Genomic DNA, 15,920 nt, shown 5'->3' with positions numbered 1-15,920 from the left:
TCATTAAAGTTTGCCGCAGCCTTGAATATTACAGAAGATCAACCTGTTGTCTTTCTGAAAACACCGATATGGCGCTGACATTTTTTATCGTGTTTTAAAGGCAAAACCGCAGAATATTTTCAGGGAAATGCCGCTTATATTCCGCCTTATTATGTGGAAATTTTGCCATGCAATTTCCAGAGACGGGAAAATAATCAATTTGTGCGAAATTCTGCCTGTTCCTGAACAAAACATTTCCGGCGTTTCTGTTTCAATCAAACCCGTTCCGGGTAACAGAGCCTGCACAACAAACGGACAAAAGCCCGGCTTTATGCCGGGCTTTGCCGTTTCACCTGAAAAATCAGGATTTTTTCTTGTCTTCGTCGATTTCTTCAAAATCGGCGTCAACAACATCATCATCATCATTTGCACGGGCTTCGGCTGCATCTTCGCTGCCTTCAGCATTCTGTGCTGCTTCATACATAGCCTGACCAAGCTTCATTGAAGCTTCGGCAAGAGCCTGCGTTTTGGCCTTAATGTCTTCAGCATCATCACCTTCAACAGCGGTTTTCAGCGCGGCAAGAGCGGTTTCAATTGCAGTCTTGTCCTCAGCTGAAACTTTATCGCCATATTCCTTCAGCGATTTTTCAGTCGAATGGATCAGTGCCTCGCCCTGATTTTTAGCTTCAACAGCTTCACGGCGTGCCTTATCGGCATCAGCATTGGCTTCCGCATCCTTGATCATCTTTTCAATATCAGCATCGGACAGACCGCCGGATGCCTGAATACGGATCTGATGTTCCTTGCCAGTGCCCTTATCCTTGGCGGTTACGTTAACAATACCGTTCGCGTCAATATCAAAGGTCACTTCAATCTGCGGCACACCGCGTGGTGCAGGCGGAATACCGACAAGGTCAAACTGGCCAAGCAGCTTGTTATCTGCTGCCATTTCACGCTCACCCTGGCTGACGCGGATCGTCACAGCCGACTGATTATCCTCAGCGGTCGAGAAGGTCTGCGACTTCTTGGTCGGAATGGTTGTGTTACGGTCGATCAGACGGGTGAACACACCACCAAGCGTTTCAATACCAAGCGACAGCGGGGTTACGTCGAGAAGCAGAACGTCCTTGACATCACCCTGCAAAACACCGGCCTGAATAGCAGCACCCATTGCCACCACTTCATCAGGGTTCACACCCTTATGCGGATCCTTGCCGAAGAAGGATTTAACAACTTCCTGAATCTTCGGCATACGGGTCATACCGCCAACCAGAACAACCTCACCGATTTCACCGGCTTTCAGGCCGGCATCGCGCAATGCTGCCTTACATGGTTCAATCGTGCGCTGCACCAGATCATCCACCAGGCTTTCAAATTTTGCACGGGACAGTTTGATAGCCAGATGTTTAGGACCGGTTGCATCGGCAGTAATAAACGGCAGGTTAACTTCGGTCTGCTGAGCGGAAGACAGCTCGATCTTGGCTTTTTCCGCAGCTTCTTTGAGGCGCTGCAGAGCCAGCTTGTCATTTTTCAGATCAATGCCCTGCTCTTTTTTGAATTCTGCTGCCAGATATTCAACCAGACGCATGTCAAAATCTTCACCGCCGAGGAAAGTATCACCATTGGTGGACTTCACCTCAAACACACCATCGCCGATTTCGAGGATCGACACGTCAAATGTACCACCGCCAAGGTCGTAAACCGCAATGGTTTTTGCCTCGCTCTTGTCAAGGCCATAGGCCAGAGCCGCAGCTGTCGGCTCGTTGATAATGCGCAGCACCTCAAGGCCGGCAATTTTACCGGCATCCTTGGTTGCCTGACGCTGGGCATCGTTAAAATAGGCAGGAACCGTGATAACAGCCTGCTCAACTTTTTCACCGAGATAAGATTCGGCCGTCTCCTTCATTTTCTGAAGAATCATCGCAGAAACCTGCGAGGGAGAATATTTCTTGCCGTGCACTTCAACCCAGGCATCGCCATTGTCGCCCTTGACGATCTTATAAGGCACAAGATCCTTGTCCTTGGTGACCATCGGATCATCAAAGCGGCGGCCGATCAGGCGCTTAACGGCAAACAGGGTACCTTCCGGATTGGTAACAGCCTGACGTTTCGCAGGCTGACCAGCGAGACGTTCATCACCATCGGTAAAAGCAATAATCGAAGGCGTGGTACGTGCACCTTCAGCATTCTCAATGACCTTTGCGTTCTTACCGTCCATAACGGCGACACAGGAGTTGGTCGTTCCCAGATCGATACCAATTACTTTAGCCATATTAATTCTTCTCCATTCAGCGAACTGCCGGGACCTCTGCCGAGCATTCCATGTGGCAGCCCCTATCGGGTTTTTGACAAAACGAACCGGCTTTTAAACGCCTGTTCGTCACGAGTCGAGGGGTATATAAGAAGGGGGAATTTTCACTGCAAGCCACATAGCCGTAATTGCGACAAAAATCCCGCCTTCCGATCACTTTTTCTGCTGTTTTTGACAAGATTCAGAGATTTTTTCATAATTGAAAATTCTGCTGCCTGTATTTATCCGGGCATTTCTGCCGCAAAATAAATCCTGTCAATAACATGTTGATTGGCTTTCGAGTTTTCAAGGCTGAACAGCCTGTCACTTTCACCACGCACAAAACGCACAAAGGCATCGGCCTGAAGGCTATATTGATTGCAGTTCTGATAAGTCCACTCCTGCGCTGTTTTATGTGCCTGATCATGCCATGTCACCCGTGCATGATCATATTTGCCGGCATTAAACGGCGCGTGAACCGTAATCATGCCCTGATCGCCATGGAATACCATATGCTGACGGCCTGCCAGTTGCGAGCCAACATAAAAGCTCAGATCAAAACCGGCAAAACGTGCCAGAACAGTTGCATAGCGATCTGTGCCAAAGGCCGGATCCCGCTCAAGGCGGGCAAAGATTTCCTGCGGCTCCTGCCCTGTCACCATCCGTGTCACCACAGTCGGATAAACGCCAATATCCAGCAAGGCGCCACCGCCAAGCGCCACCTGATTGCGCATATTCGCCGGATCATTATTAAAATAGGCAAAACAACCCTGCACATGGCGCAGCCTGCCGATGCTGCCGGCGGCAATAAGATCACGCACTTTTGCCCATTGCGGATGGTAATAAACCATAAAAGCTTCAGAAATCACAACTTTATGGCGCTCACGCGCCTCAATCAGCCGGTCAATCTCTTCTGCCTTCAGCGCAATCGGCTTTTCACACAGCACATGCTTGCCTGCTTGTGCTGCTTTAAAAGACCATTCAATATGCTGCGATGTGGGCAGCGGAATATAAACGCCATCAATCTGATCGCTTGCCAGCAATTCCTCATAGGAGCCAAAACTCAAAGGCGCATTGAAACGATCTGCCACAGCGCGGGCACGGATCGCATCACGGCTGGCAATAGCGTGAACAACCCCTGTTTCCGATGCTGCAATTGCCGGCAAAACCTGTGTTATGCCAATATTGGCCGTTGATAAAACGCCCCAACGGAACATGAGGTTTCCTTTCAAAAATACAAATTATATGACCGCCTCAGGCCAGGGAACAACTGTCACCTCCGGCCAGCTCTGTTGTGCCCGCAGACCCTTTGCATGATAGGTCGCACGACTATCAAGAACGGGATTGGGTGTTATCCGGAATGAGAAAAGGTCATTCAAACCAAAAGGAGCATATAGTTTCAACCCACCGCCCTCTTCAAGCCTTATCCCCACGGCATGGGTTTTGGAGGCAAAGCGATCAATACCCTCCTCGCTACTGTGTAACGGCGCATAATTCTGGCCAAAACGCTTTTCATACCACAAATGCACCCGCGCCTGATTGCGGATTTCCACCGGCAAGGGCAAAGCAGAGAACAGCCTGTCTCCTGTTTTGATAATATGGTCTTCCGCCTCATAAGAAAGATCGGAGGCGTCAAAATAAAACAGGTCAATATCCTTGATACCATGGATTTCCGGCCGGCCTGTCAGCGTATTCCACACCAAATTATAAAGCGCACCGGAGACAATATACCAATCCGGCAGATCAAGCTGCCGGCTAAGGTTTAAAACATCCGTGATAAGCACACTGCCGCGCATTATATCCAGAAAGATTTTCTGTTGCTGCTGAAAAGTCAGACCGGAAAACCGCAAATGTGTCATGACCATCCATGATTTTGTCACAAGTTTTGTGTTGTAGCTGGAGCCGGAAATTCTGGGATAACTTGAACCCGGCAGTCAAGTGAATTATATAAAGCGCACTAAAGAAAGGTATGAAATGGCTTTACGCGGCAGACCGCGCAGTTTCGACCGTGAAATCGCGCTGGAAAAAGTAATGAAGGTTTTCTGGGAAAAAGGCTATGAATGCGCCCAGATCAATGACTTTACTGCGGCCATCGGCATTACCCCGCCAAGTTTTTATGCAGCATTTGGTTCAAAAGAACAGGCTTTTCGTGAAGCCGTACAATATTACACGGCCACAATTGGCGGCGCATCATTAATGGCGCTGGATGAAGCTGCAACCATTCAGCAGGGCATACGCGCCATGCTGGAAACCCATGCGGATAAAGTCTATGCCTGCCCGGCAGGGGGCTGCATGGTCAGTGTCAGTTCCATTCAATGCAAACCAGAGAATAAAGCCGTTAAGGAATTTCTTAAAACCGTGCGAAAAGACGCCTTTGAGCGTATTCTGGCTCGCTGTGAAAAGGCGTTAAAAGATGGCGACCTGCCGCAAGGAACCGATCTTGTCCAGATGGCAGAGTTTTACCATGCCATGTTGCAAAGCCTGTCTTATGAAGCGCGCGACGGCGGTAATCGGCAGGCCATTCAAAATATTATTGAAATGGCTATGCGCGCCATGCCGGAACCCTCAAAAACCGCTGCCTGAATATAAATCAGGAATTTGCTGTAACTTGTGCGATTTTATCTGATACAGTTTTGTCCGATGCAGTTCCGGTCGGGATGCAAGTGCCGGAAATGCGCCAAATAATTGTTTTATCGCTTTATTAAGACACACAAAACGTCTCAAAGCTTTGGTTTTAAACGCTCTGTCAATATGAAACCCGCCTGCTGAACGGCGCCCAATCGTTGAACGGTCGGTTCAGCAGACGGGTTTTATTGCATTAACCGCGCAATACACCGCCAGTTTGTTTGGCGACACTCTCAATAATGCGCTTTGCTGCGGTTTCCAGATCCTCTTCCGTCAATGTACGGTCAAGCGGCTGTAATACCACTTCCACAGCCACAGACTTCTTCCCCTCACCCACTGAAGCGCCGGTGAAAATATCAAAAACCTGTACGCCGGAAATCAGCTTTTTCTCCGCAGCATTAACCGCGCGGACAATGGCCGCCGCCTCAACAGAAAGATCAACCACAAAAGCAAAATCGCGTTTTACTGCCTGAAACTGTGACAATACCAGTGCCGGTTTGGTGCAGCTTGATTTTTGCTTTGGCTCAGGAATCGCATCAATAAAGACCTCAAACCCGCACAAAGCACCCGAGATATCCATAAGATCCAGCACATCAGGATGAAACTCACCAAAATGACCAAGCACGACTTTTGGCCCGAGCTTTAAGGTGCCGGAACGCCCCGGATGATACCATGACGGGCCACCGGCTTCGATCTGGATACGATCAACCGGTGCGCCGCAGGCTTCCAGAACCGCCAAGGCATCGGCTTTGGCGTCAAACACATCTACGGCTTCAGCATTGCCCGACCAGAAACGGCCGGCACCTTCAACACCGGCTGTGCCACGGCGAATGCCGCCTGCCACGCGGCGCTGCTCCTGCGGCTTATCGCCCTCATAGGTGCCGGATACTTCAAACAATGCCAGATCGGCAAATCCGCGGTCAGCATTGCGCTTTGCAGCGGATAAAAGCCCCGGCAGCAATGAAGGGCGCATATCCGACATATCGGCTGCAATAGGATTGGCCAGTTTAAGTTCCGGCTTACCGCCACCAAAAGCTTTGGCCTGCGCCTCTGAAATAAAGGAATAGGTTACGGCTTCCATCATACCGCGGGTTGCCAGAATGCGTTTGGCAAGGCGCGAGCGGATCTGCAGTGTGGTAAGGATCTTGGAGTTGACACTGCCCATATGCGGCAAAGGCTGCGGCTCAATCCTGTTGATACCGTAGATACGCATCACTTCCTCAACGAGATCGGCCTTGCCTTCCACATCACCGCGCCATGAAGGCACCTTGACCTGTAACACATCCCTGCCCGCGCCCTCAACTGTAAATCCGAGGCGGGTCAGAATATCCGCAGCCTGCTGCGAGGCAACATCAATGCCGGTCAGACGTTTGATTTCAGTAACCGGAAATTCAATAATGCGCGGCTTGTAAGGCATATAGCCAACAGTTGTAACCTCTGCCGGCTCCCCACCGCACAGGTCAAGAACCAGCCTTGTTGCCAGTTCCGCACCCGGCTCCATCATCTGCGGATCAACACCACGTTCAAAACGATAGCGGGCATCGGTAATAATGCCCAATTCACGGCCGGTGCGCGCAATCATGCGTGCATCCCACAATGCCGATTCAATCAGCACATCAGTGGTGTTTTCATCACAGCCGGAATGTTCGCCCCCCATAATGCCGGCAATGGATTCCACGCCGTTTTCATCAGCAATCACATAATGATGTGCAGACAGCTTATATTCCCGCTGATCAAGCGCCAGAATAGTTTCTCCCTCTCTGGCGGAGCGCACTGTCAGATTGCCTTTTACCTTTGCCGCATCAAACACATGCAGCGGGCGGCCATAATCAAAGGTCACATAATTGGTGATATCAACCAGCGCATTGATCGGGCGCAGGCCAATTGCCTTGAGACGCTGCTGCATCCATTGCGGGCTCGGGCCGTTTTTAACACCTTTTACCAGACGCAGGGAAAAACCGTTACAAAACGGCTTGTCAGCATCCTGATCAAGAATAATCTTAACCGGTGTTGCGCCAGCGCCTTTGACCGGGGCAATCACATCGCCTTTAAGCCGGCCAAGGCCGGCGGCTGCCAGATCACGGGCAATACCATGCACGCCGGTGCAATCGGCACGGTTTGGCGTGAGGCCGATTTCAATCACCGGATCATCAATACCCATATAAGTGGCAAAGCTCATGCCGACAGGGGCATTAGCGGGCAGATCAATAATGCCGTTATGCTCATCCGACAATTCCAGCTCGCGCTCAGAACACATCATGCCGAAGCTTTCAACACCACGGATTTTGCCAACCGATAATGTCATATCAAGACCCGGCACATAATCACCCGGACACCCAAGGACACCGATCATGCCGGCGCGGGCATTGGGTGCACCGCACACAATTTGCAATGGCTTGCCATCACCGGCATCAACGCTCAAAACACGTAATTTGTCGGCATCGGGATGCTGTACCGCAGTCAGCACTTTGGCAATTTTAAATGTTTTAAAAGCCTCACGGTCATCAACCCCGTCCACTTCCAGACCAATATCGGTAAGTTTTTCAAGGATTTCTTCCAGTGAGGCATCCGTTTCAAGATGTTCTTTCAGCCAGGAAAGTGTGAATTTCATTTTATCTATCCTTTCCGTCTCTTACGCGCTCAGACCGCCGAACAAGGTCGGCAAATCGAGAGGACGGAAGCCGTAATGATTGAGCCAGCGCACATCAGCATCAAAGAAAGCGCGCAGATCCGGCATGCCATATTTGAGCATAGCGATACGGTCGATACCCATGCCCCAGGCAAAGCCCTGATAAATATCAGGATCATAACCCGCATTGCGCAACACATTCGGATGCACCATGCCGCAGCCTAAAATTTCCAGCCAGTCATTGCCCTCGCCAAATCTGACATTGCCGCCGGAGCGGTCGCACTGAATATCAACCTCCATTGACGGCTCGGTAAACGGGAAGAAGCTCGGACGCAGGCGCATTTTAACCGAAGGTACTTCAAAAAATGCCTTGCAGAACTCTTCCAGCACCCATTTGATATTGGCCACATTGGCAGCCTTATCCACAACCAGCCCCTCCACCTGATGGAACATCGGTGAATGGGTGGCATCAGAATCCATGCGATAGGTCTTGCCCGGAATAACGATGCGGATCGGCTCGTCACGGCCTTGCGCGTCACGCAATTTTGCAAAACGCTCCATTGTATGCACCTGCACCGGTGAAGTATGGGTGCGCAGCAATTTGCGCTCGCCGTTCTCATCCGGATTGAAGAAGAAGGTATCATGCATTTCACGCGCAGGATGGCCTTCAGGAAAATTCAGCGCCGTGAAGTTATAATAATCGGTTTCAATATCCGATCCTTCCGCAATGGAAAAACCCATATCGGCAAAAATTGCGGTAATCTCGTCAATCACCTGAGAAATCGGATGAATACGGCCACGCAAAGCCGGGGAAGTGCGCACCGGCAGCGTCACATCCACTTTTTCGCGCTCCAATTTTTGCGCTATCGCAATTGTGCGCAATTGAGCCTTGCGTGCAGCCAGCGCATCAGTGATGCGGTTTTTCAAACCATTAATAGCCGGCCCCTGTATCTGGCGCTCCTCCGGCGTCATCGCGCCCAGAGATTTCAGCTTTTCAGAAACCGAGCCCTTTTTGCCGAGAGCAGCAACACGCACGGCCTCAATCGCCTGTTCATCACCGGCAGCGGCAATTTCTGCCAATATGCCCTGTTCGAGTAGTGAGAGATCACTCATCATTCAGATCCTTGATAAATGTACCGTGCGACAACATCTGAAATTCCAAAGCATTTCAGTTTTCCAGAGAAATATTGAAATGCCCTGTTTTTCTGCACAGCGGCGCAGCCGGCGCCCGCCTTTTGCAATCCTGCGTCAATTTCAAATGAAAAGCCCGCGCCAGTATCACCAGCGCGGGCTCTCCAAATACAAACACAAAACCCTTGGCTCAACAGCCTTGGCACAAAAGCTTTGTACAGAGACGGCTGGCTTAGCGAACAGCAGACTCAAAAGCGTTTGGTGTTGTGTTTTTCAGATATTCAAGCGCCTTCTTTGCAGATGCAACCAATGCACCAAATGCTGCAGGCTCATGAATAGCCATGTCCGACAAGACCTTACGGTCAATTTCAATATTAGCCTTAGCCAGACCATCAATGAAACGGCCATAAGTCAGGCCATGCGCACGGACAGCAGCATTGATACGCTGAATCCACAGAGCGCGGAAAGTGCGCTTGCGATTCTTGCGGTCACGATATGCATACTGTTTCGAACGATCAACAGCAGCCTTGGCAGTGCGGATCGTATTCTTACGACGGCCGCGGAAACCTTCAGCCTGTTTCAGGACTTTTTTGTGCTTTGCGTGTGCAGTCACGCCGCGTTTTACACGTGCCATAATATGATCTCCTTAAACTACAGGCTTAGAGGCCGTTCGGCAGAAAGTTCTTAACGATCTTGGCATCCGGTTCCGACAGAACCATGGTGCCGCGTGCATCGCGGATGAACTTGTTCGAACGTTTGATCATACCGTGGCGCTTGCCGGCGGCAGCCGCCATTACCTTACCGGTAGCGGTAATCTTAAACCGCTTCTTGGCGGCAGATTTGGTCTTCATTTTGGGCATTTTGCTACTCTCCTTCTTTGAGATCCCTGTGTGCATAAAGCACGCCACGTCTCTTGTTTGGTTCCCTGTTATCCCTGCGATACACCACGCTTTGCTTAAAAACCCCTTTGTGCGTTGCATCGCGGGCTTTATCTTCAAAGTGTGTTGTCTGCAGAAAACAGAGACTTGATTGTACTTTCAGGCCGACCAAAGCCTGAAAAGCATGCAAAACCGCCACGGCATGCCCTGCCGGTCGGTTTGAACAGGGTTTCAATACGCATAAACAAGAAAAAAAGCAACTCCAAACTCACCAAATAAAAAGCCGCCCGAGGGGCGGCTTTATCATTCTAGCAAACCGGAACCATCATGCTGATCTTAAAAAAATCCGCGTGATGAACCGCTGCAATCAACGCGGAGCAAGAACCATCATCATCTGACGGCCTTCCAGTTTGGGCTCCGCCTCAACCTTAGCGATTTCCGCCGTGTCTTCCTTAACACGCTGTAACAGCTGCATACCCAATTCCTGGTGCGCCATTTCACGGCCGCGGAAGCGCAAAGTAACCTTGACCTTATCGCCATCCTCAAAGAAACGACCTGCGGCCTTCAACTTCACGGCATAATCGTGATCGTCGATATTGGGACGCATTTTGAGTTCCTTGATCTCAACCGTCTTTTGTTTTTTACGTGCTTCGGCAGCTTTTTTCTGGTTTTGATATTTCAGCTTACCAAGATCCACGATCTTGCAGACCGGTGGTTCCGCATTGGGCACAATCTCAACAAGATCCAGCCCCGCTTCCTCAGCGAGTGCAATAGCTTCCTGAATCGTCACTGTGCCATGATTCTGGCCTTCGGCATCAATAAGCTGAACCCGGGGTACCCGGATATCTCGGTTGGAGCGCGGTCCGTCTTTCTGGACCGGCGTCGCTCTGAACGGTCGGCGAATGGTCGTATTCTCCTCGAATTATTAAACCTGTGCGGTGCATTTATGCCCGCGTGAAAGCGGCAAAAGCCGCAGCCCTATCAACAACCGGCAGGCGGTCATGATACAGCGCGCAAGTCAATAGCATCTTTTGAAACGCAAATCACCCCCCTCAGGGCAATAACAATGCAGTAAAATCATCACAAGAAGCCGGATTTTACGGCATTTTGCGATCAAAATTATTTCTGACGAGACAAAACAGCCCTGCTTGCTTATTGAAAGAGATGTGTATCGCCGGATAAAATTTCAAGCATCTATCCTGTTGCGGGCAAACCCCTTTAATTTGCACGCCAGTGATACAATGCCCTGTTTCCCTGTTTTGTCGCATGATGTGCGCGTAAACCGCTTCGCACTTGCAGCCAAAACACCCTATCATCCGGCCAGCCGGCCTTGAAATGACCATGCCGTTTTCGGAGCTTATAATGACAGATCAAATTGCAAAATCTTTGCCGGAGTTCCTCCCGGAGTTCTTCAATGTAAATGGCACAGAAATTGCTGTACGCTGCAGAAAAGGCACAGAAACACCAGGGCTTGTCTGGCTTGGCGGCTATTGTTCCGACATGCTTGGCGGCAAGGCACAGCATCTTGACCAGTGGGCAGCGGCAAACAACCATCCCATGCTGCGTTTTGACTATTCCGGCCATGGTGAATCCGGCGGAGAATTCAAAGACGGCACAATTTCGCTCTGGCTGGAACAAAGCCTTGCGGCCTGCCGCGCTTATACCACCGGCCCACAAATCCTGATCGGCTCATCCATGGGTGGCTGGATTGCATTGCGCATGGCACAGGAGCTTATGAAAGCCGGTGAAAAGCCCGCCGGCCTGATCCTGCTTGCTCCGGCGCCGGATTTTACGCAAGCCCTTATAGAACCCGCGCTGACAGAAGAGCAAAAACACCAGCTTGCAGCAAAAGGTTATTTTGAAGAACCTTCAGAATATTCACCGCAGCCTTATATCTATACCCAGAAACTGATTGAGAACGGCCGCAGCAATCAGGTGCTCTCCGGCATTATTGAAACCGGCTGTCCGGTGCATATTTTGCAAGGCATGCAGGATCCGGATGTGCCTTACAGCCATGCATTGCGCCTTGTTGAGCATCTGCCGGCTGATAATGTGACACTGACCCTGATCCGCGATGGTGATCATCGCCTTTCCCGCCCGCAGGATCTTGATTTGCTGACACGCATTGTTGAAGCCATGATCGCACAGCTATAACAAGAATAAAGCTGCAACCCCAAGGAGGAAATATGCGGTTTTCAGTCATAGCATCGGCTGCGGTTGCGGCCTTTGTCGGTTTTGGCGGCACATTGGCGCTGATCATTGCCGCAGCAACAGCTCTTGGCGCAACACAGGCTGAAACCGCAAGCTGGGTGACCGCTATATCGCTGGCACTTAGCATTTCCTCCGGTTTTTTAAGCTGGCGCTACCGCATCCCCATCATCACTGCATGGTCAACACCGGGGCTGGCACTAATCGGCGCCAGTATCGGCTTTACCATGCAGGAGGCCGTCGGTGCATTTATTGTCACCGCCCTTGCCATTATCATCACCGGCATGATCAGGCCGGTGGCTCAGTTTGTCGAGCGTATTCCGGCTTCTATTGCTTCCGGCATGCTGGCAGGCATTTTATCGGGCTTTGTCATCAATGCCGCCAAAACCCTCTCCCTTGATCCATTGCTGGTTTTGCCGCTCATCATACTGTTTCTGATTATCCGCCTGTTTAATCCGGCAATGGCTGTGATCAGCGTGCTGATCGGTGGTGTGATTTTTGCGCTTTTTCTTGGCCGTGCCGATAATTTGCCGGCACCTGAACTCTCCACACTCACAATGATTGTGCCGGTATTTTCTCTGTCTGCCATGATCGGGCTGGCGCTGCCGCTTTATCTTGTCACCATGGCCTCGCAGAATCTGCCGGGTTTTGCTGTCCTGCGTGCCGCAGGTTATGAGCCGCCAACCGCAGCCTGCCTGCAAGTCACCGGCCTTGTCTCGCTGATCTCGGCTCCTTTTGGCGCCCATACCAGCAATATGGCCGCAATTTCAGCGGCTATCTGTACCGGCCATGATGCCCATCCTGATCCGAAACAGCGTTGGATGACAGGGCCGTTTTATGCACTGTGCTATCTGATTTTTGCCATTTTCGGCGCATCCCTTGTGGCAATCTTTGCCGTATTGCCGCCTGCCCTGATCATGCTGATTGCCGGATTGGGGCTCATCAGCCCGTTTATCAATGCGCTCGCTCTTGCGCTGAAACGCGATGATGAGCGATTTGCAGCCATTATCACTTTTGCGGTTACTGCCTCAGGCATTACCATTGCCGGCATTGGCTCTGCCTTCTGGGCATTGATTGCCGGCCTGATTGTTGCCGGGCTGGAACTTGTGGCAAGAAATCGCTGAGATACTGCAATCTCGACACATAATATAATATTTGTCTTAAACATCATGGTGATTAAAGGCGCATATTAAAAAGCGCCATTTCCACAGAACCCTTATAGTCCTTTTGGCGAATCACCTATAGTCTTCTCATGATTTCGTCTTTATTCCGCAAATCCCCGCTCAAAAAAGTTGCACAAAGGCAAAGCCGCCCGAAAGCATTGCGTGCTGAGCGGATTTATGCGGTTGCAGGCCGCAACCTGCCGCTTGTTATCTGGGAAAATCCGCGAGCCAAAAGGCTGACCTTGCGCATTGAAACCGGCGGCAAGGCAATCCGCGTAACGGTTCCCCCGCATTTGCCGCAGCGCGAGCTTGATCTTTTCATTGACCGCCATCACGGCTGGATTGAGGCACAAATTGCCAAAGTGCCGGTGATATTGCCCCTTCATCACGGCAGCACAGTCAGGATTCGCGGCATAGAACACCGCATCATGCATGAGCCGGCAAAACGCGGCACCACAAGGCAGGAACATGATGAAAACGGGCAAGCCCTATTGGTTGTGCATGGTGATGCACAACATATGGGAAGGCGGATTGCAGATTATCTTAAAAAACTAGCCAGAACCGATATTAACGCATTGGTGTTGCTGCACACAAAACATATCGGCAAACCGGCAAATTCTGTGCGCTTTAAAGATACAACAAGCCGTTGGGGATCATGCACATCCAGGGGTGATCTTTCGTTTTCATGGCGCATCATGATGGCGCCGTCAGAGGTGATCAATTATCTGGTTGCCCATGAAGTTGCCCATTTGATTGAAATGAATCACGGGCCGGATTTCTGGGCTTTATGTATGAGACTGTGCCCTGAAACACCGGCTTGCCGCGCATGGCTGAAACGCCATGGCAGCGCCTTGCATGCGGTTTCCTTTGTGTCAGCGCCGGTTTAGACTGTCCCTCGGACTTTTTACGCGCTAAACTCTATTTTATAAGATAGAATAATCTGAAAAATAATATGATGTCCTCTCATTCTGTTGAAATTAAAATCTGTGGCCTGAAAACACAGCAAGCTGTGGAAGCGGTGCTGAAAAACGGCGCCAGCTATATCGGTTTTATCTTTTTTCCCAAAAGCCCGCGCCATGTTGAGCCTGAACAAGCGGCAGAACTTGCCAGACCAGCGCGTGGCAAAGCCGGAATTGTTGCCGTTACGGTGGATGCCGGTGATGCGCAGCTTGATAAGATCGTTTCGCTCTTGCAGCCGGATATCCTGCAATTACACGGCCATGAAACACCGGAACGTGTTGCATATGTGAAGCAACGCTACGGCCTGCCGGTGATGAAGGCTTTTTCTATCCGCGAGCGCAGTGATTTTGATGCTGTTGCCCCTTATAAAGGCATTGCCGACCGTTTTCTGTTTGATGCCAAGGCTCCCAAAGGCTCGGAACTGCCGGGCGGCAATGGTGTTGCTTTTGACTGGAATTTGCTTAAAGAACAGTCCGGTCTCGGCAATTACATGCTTTCCGGCGGCTTAAATGCAGAAAATATTCATGTGGCTCTTGCCAAAACAGGCAGCTTTGCTATCGACATTTCATCCGGTGTTGAAAGCGAGCCCGGCAAAAAAGACCTGCATCTGATTGACGCGTTTTTTGCAGCTGTGCACAAAGCTATAAACACTCCAAAGACTGCCTGAGTGTATTCACCCCCAAGAGCGCCATACGCCATTGACGATACACAAGGCTGCTCTAACACTTTAAAATAAGAGCATGATTTTACCTTAAACTGATCCGGTTTAAAAAAATTATGTGACAGAATCAAAGATCGGAAGCATATCTCATGTCGAGCGAGCTCAATTCTTTCAAAACCGGGCCGAATGAAGACGGCATGTTTGGTATTTACGGCGGGCGTTTTGTTGCTGAAACCCTGATGCCGCTGATCCTTGACCTGCAGGCCGCCTATGAAACGGCAAAGCAGGATCCGCAATTCAAGGCTGAATTACAGGTGCTTTCCACCCATTATGCCGGCCGGCCTTCCAAACTTTATTATGCAGAAGGCCTGACACGTTATGTGCGTGAACAGGCTCAGGCAAAAGGGGGCAAAGGCGGCGCAAAGATTTATTTCAAGCGTGAGGATCTCAATCATACCGGCAGCCACAAAATCAATAATTGCCTTGGTCAGATCCTGCTTGCCAAACGCATGGGCAAAACCCGCATCATCGCTGAAACCGGTGCCGGCCAGCATGGTGTTGCCTCGGCAACTGTTGCTGCGCGCTTTGGCCTGCCATGTGTGGTTTATATGGGGGCTACTGATGTTGAGCGCCAAAAGCCGAATGTGTTCCGCATGAAACTGCTTGGCGCCAGTGTCAATGCCGTGACCGCGGGTAACGGCACGCTGAAAGATGCAATGAATGAAGCCTTACGCGACTGGGTGACCAATGTGGAAGACACCTATTACCTGATCGGCACTGCTGCCGGCCCGCATCCATATCCGGAAATGGTACGTGATTTTCAAGCCGTGATCGGCACTGAAGCGCGGGAACAGATCCTGGAGCGCGAAGGCCGCTTGCCGGATGCGATTATTGCCGCTGTCGGCGGCGGCTCCAATGCAATCGGCCTGTTTCACCCGTTCCTTGATGACACACCGGTTAAAATCTACGGGGTGGAAGCCGGCGGCCGCGGGCTGGAAGGCAATGAACATTGCGCTTCCATGAATGCCGGACGTCCCGGTGTGCTGCATGGCAACCGCACCTATCTCATACAAGATGCCGATGGCCAGATTCTTGAAGGCCATTCGGTTTCCGCAGGCCTGGATTATCCGGGTGTGGGGCCTGAGCATTCATGGCTGCGCGATACAGGCCGTGTGGATTATGTGCCGGTTCTTGATACGCAGGCACTGGAAGCCTTCCAGATTACCACCCGCACGGAAGGTATCATTCCGGCGCTTGAATCTTCCCATGCCATTGCACAGGCGCTGAAACTGGCGCCGGAAATGGATCAGGACAAGATCATCATCGTTAATCTCTCCGGCCGCGGTGATAAGGATGTGCACACTGTGGGCGAAATTCTCGGAATGGAAATGTAATC

General features: G+C 50.9%; 14 protein-coding genes. 6 read left to right on the top strand and 8 right to left on the bottom strand.

The features are described from left to right. Nucleotides 1-340: 340 nt before the first annotated feature. From dnaK to ACSTTO_RS09830, 3 genes are all read right to left on the bottom strand, one after another. Entirely contained in the window at nucleotides 341-2,251 is a 1,911-nt protein-coding gene (dnaK, locus tag ACSTTO_RS09840; protein ID WP_439273022.1) for a molecular chaperone DnaK, read from the bottom strand. 260 nt (nucleotides 2,252-2,511) lie between these two features. After that, nucleotides 2,512-3,486 (bottom strand): Gfo/Idh/MocA family protein, encoded by a 975-nt coding sequence (locus ACSTTO_RS09835; RefSeq protein ID WP_439273021.1) that lies wholly within the window; start codon nucleotides 3,484-3,486, stop codon nucleotides 2,512-2,514. Between the two features lie 24 nt (nucleotides 3,487-3,510). Further along, nucleotides 3,511-4,128, bottom strand: coding sequence for a nucleotidyltransferase family protein (locus tag ACSTTO_RS09830; RefSeq protein ID WP_439273020.1), 618 nt, complete (start codon nucleotides 4,126-4,128; stop codon nucleotides 3,511-3,513). Nucleotides 4,129-4,243: 115 nt separating this feature from the next. Here ACSTTO_RS09830 and ACSTTO_RS09825 point away from each other — a divergent pair, with 115 nt between their 5' ends. Next, nucleotides 4,244-4,852: a TetR/AcrR family transcriptional regulator gene (locus ACSTTO_RS09825; protein ID WP_439273019.1), complete on the top strand. Its 609-nt coding sequence runs from the start codon at nucleotides 4,244-4,246 to the stop codon at nucleotides 4,850-4,852. Nucleotides 4,853-5,087: 235 nt separating this feature from the next. On the opposite strand, the gene pheT is transcribed toward ACSTTO_RS09825, so the two are convergent. The 5 genes from pheT to infC all read right to left on the bottom strand — a co-directional run bounded on the left by pheT (nucleotide 5,088) and on the right by infC (nucleotide 10,436). Continuing rightward, on the bottom strand, nucleotides 5,088-7,505 hold the full coding sequence (pheT, locus tag ACSTTO_RS09820; protein WP_439273018.1) for a phenylalanine--tRNA ligase subunit beta: 2,418 nt from the start codon (nucleotides 7,503-7,505) through the stop codon (nucleotides 5,088-5,090). Between the two features lie 21 nt (nucleotides 7,506-7,526). Continuing rightward, nucleotides 7,527-8,636, bottom strand: a complete 1,110-nt coding sequence (gene pheS, locus ACSTTO_RS09815) for a phenylalanine--tRNA ligase subunit alpha (protein WP_439273263.1) — start codon at nucleotides 8,634-8,636, stop codon at nucleotides 7,527-7,529. Between the two features lie 250 nt (nucleotides 8,637-8,886). Then, nucleotides 8,887-9,288 (bottom strand): 50S ribosomal protein L20, encoded by a 402-nt coding sequence (rplT, locus tag ACSTTO_RS09810; RefSeq protein ID WP_439273017.1) that lies wholly within the window; start codon nucleotides 9,286-9,288, stop codon nucleotides 8,887-8,889. 25 nt (nucleotides 9,289-9,313) lie between these two features. Then, a complete protein-coding gene (gene rpmI / locus ACSTTO_RS09805; protein WP_439273016.1) occupies nucleotides 9,314-9,514 on the bottom strand; it encodes a 50S ribosomal protein L35 in 201 nt (66 codons plus the stop codon). Nucleotides 9,515-9,899: 385 nt separating this feature from the next. Continuing rightward, nucleotides 9,900-10,436, bottom strand: coding sequence for a translation initiation factor IF-3 (infC, locus tag ACSTTO_RS09800; RefSeq protein WP_439273262.1), 537 nt, complete (start codon nucleotides 10,434-10,436; stop codon nucleotides 9,900-9,902). A gap of 458 nt (nucleotides 10,437-10,894) precedes the next feature. On the opposite strand from infC, the gene ACSTTO_RS09795 reads away from it, so the two are divergent. The 5 genes from ACSTTO_RS09795 (at nucleotide 10,895) to trpB (ending at nucleotide 15,918) form a co-directional block, all read left to right on the top strand. Beyond that, the gene (locus tag ACSTTO_RS09795; RefSeq protein WP_439273015.1) at nucleotides 10,895-11,686 is read left to right on the top strand and encodes an alpha/beta hydrolase; all 792 of its coding nucleotides are present in this window, start codon (nucleotides 10,895-10,897) and stop codon (nucleotides 11,684-11,686) included. 32 nt (nucleotides 11,687-11,718) lie between these two features. After that, a complete protein-coding gene (locus ACSTTO_RS09790) occupies nucleotides 11,719-12,864 on the top strand; it encodes a benzoate/H(+) symporter BenE family transporter (protein WP_439273014.1) in 1,146 nt (381 codons plus the stop codon). A 131-nt stretch (nucleotides 12,865-12,995) separates the two neighbouring features. Further along, nucleotides 12,996-13,790 carry a M48 family metallopeptidase gene (locus ACSTTO_RS09785; protein ID WP_439273261.1) on the top strand — a complete coding sequence of 265 codons (795 nt, stop codon included), beginning with the start codon at nucleotides 12,996-12,998 and terminating at the stop codon, nucleotides 13,788-13,790. Between the two features lie 68 nt (nucleotides 13,791-13,858). Further along, nucleotides 13,859-14,530 carry a phosphoribosylanthranilate isomerase gene (locus ACSTTO_RS09780; protein ID WP_439273260.1) on the top strand — a complete coding sequence of 224 codons (672 nt, stop codon included), beginning with the start codon at nucleotides 13,859-13,861 and terminating at the stop codon, nucleotides 14,528-14,530. Nucleotides 14,531-14,673: 143 nt separating this feature from the next. Further along, a complete protein-coding gene (trpB, locus tag ACSTTO_RS09775; RefSeq protein WP_439273013.1) occupies nucleotides 14,674-15,918 on the top strand; it encodes a tryptophan synthase subunit beta in 1,245 nt (414 codons plus the stop codon). The last annotated feature ends 2 nt before the right edge of the window (nucleotides 15,919-15,920 follow it).

The sequence above is a fragment of the Pseudochrobactrum albidum genome, assembly GCF_051851455.1.
In the GTDB taxonomy this organism is placed as follows: Bacteria; Pseudomonadota; Alphaproteobacteria; order Rhizobiales; family Rhizobiaceae; genus Pseudochrobactrum.
This window is presented reverse-complemented; position numbering and strand designations above follow the sequence as displayed.

Coding starts and splice junctions, on each gene's coding strand:
- pheT (WP_439273018.1), bottom strand. CDS start 7,505: ATGAAATTCACACTTTCCTGGCTGAAAGAACATCTTGAAACGGATGCC.
- trpB (WP_439273013.1), top strand. CDS start 14,674: ATGTCGAGCGAGCTCAATTCTTTCAAAACCGGGCCGAATGAAGACGGC.
- ACSTTO_RS09830 (WP_439273020.1), bottom strand. CDS start 4,128: ATGACACATTTGCGGTTTTCCGGTCTGACTTTTCAGCAGCAACAGAAA.
- rplT (WP_439273017.1), bottom strand. CDS start 9,288: ATGGCACGTGTAAAACGCGGCGTGACTGCACACGCAAAGCACAAAAAA.
- dnaK (WP_439273022.1), bottom strand. CDS start 2,251: ATGGCTAAAGTAATTGGTATCGATCTGGGAACGACCAACTCCTGTGTC.
- pheS (WP_439273263.1), bottom strand. CDS start 8,636: ATGAGTGATCTCTCACTACTCGAACAGGGCATATTGGCAGAAATTGCC.
- ACSTTO_RS09795 (WP_439273015.1), top strand. CDS start 10,895: ATGACAGATCAAATTGCAAAATCTTTGCCGGAGTTCCTCCCGGAGTTC.
- ACSTTO_RS09835 (WP_439273021.1), bottom strand. CDS start 3,486: ATGTTCCGTTGGGGCGTTTTATCAACGGCCAATATTGGCATAACACAG.
- rpmI (WP_439273016.1), bottom strand. CDS start 9,514: ATGCCCAAAATGAAGACCAAATCTGCCGCCAAGAAGCGGTTTAAGATT.
- ACSTTO_RS09780 (WP_439273260.1), top strand. CDS start 13,859: ATGTCCTCTCATTCTGTTGAAATTAAAATCTGTGGCCTGAAAACACAG.
- ACSTTO_RS09825 (WP_439273019.1), top strand. CDS start 4,244: ATGGCTTTACGCGGCAGACCGCGCAGTTTCGACCGTGAAATCGCGCTG.
- ACSTTO_RS09790 (WP_439273014.1), top strand. CDS start 11,719: ATGCGGTTTTCAGTCATAGCATCGGCTGCGGTTGCGGCCTTTGTCGGT.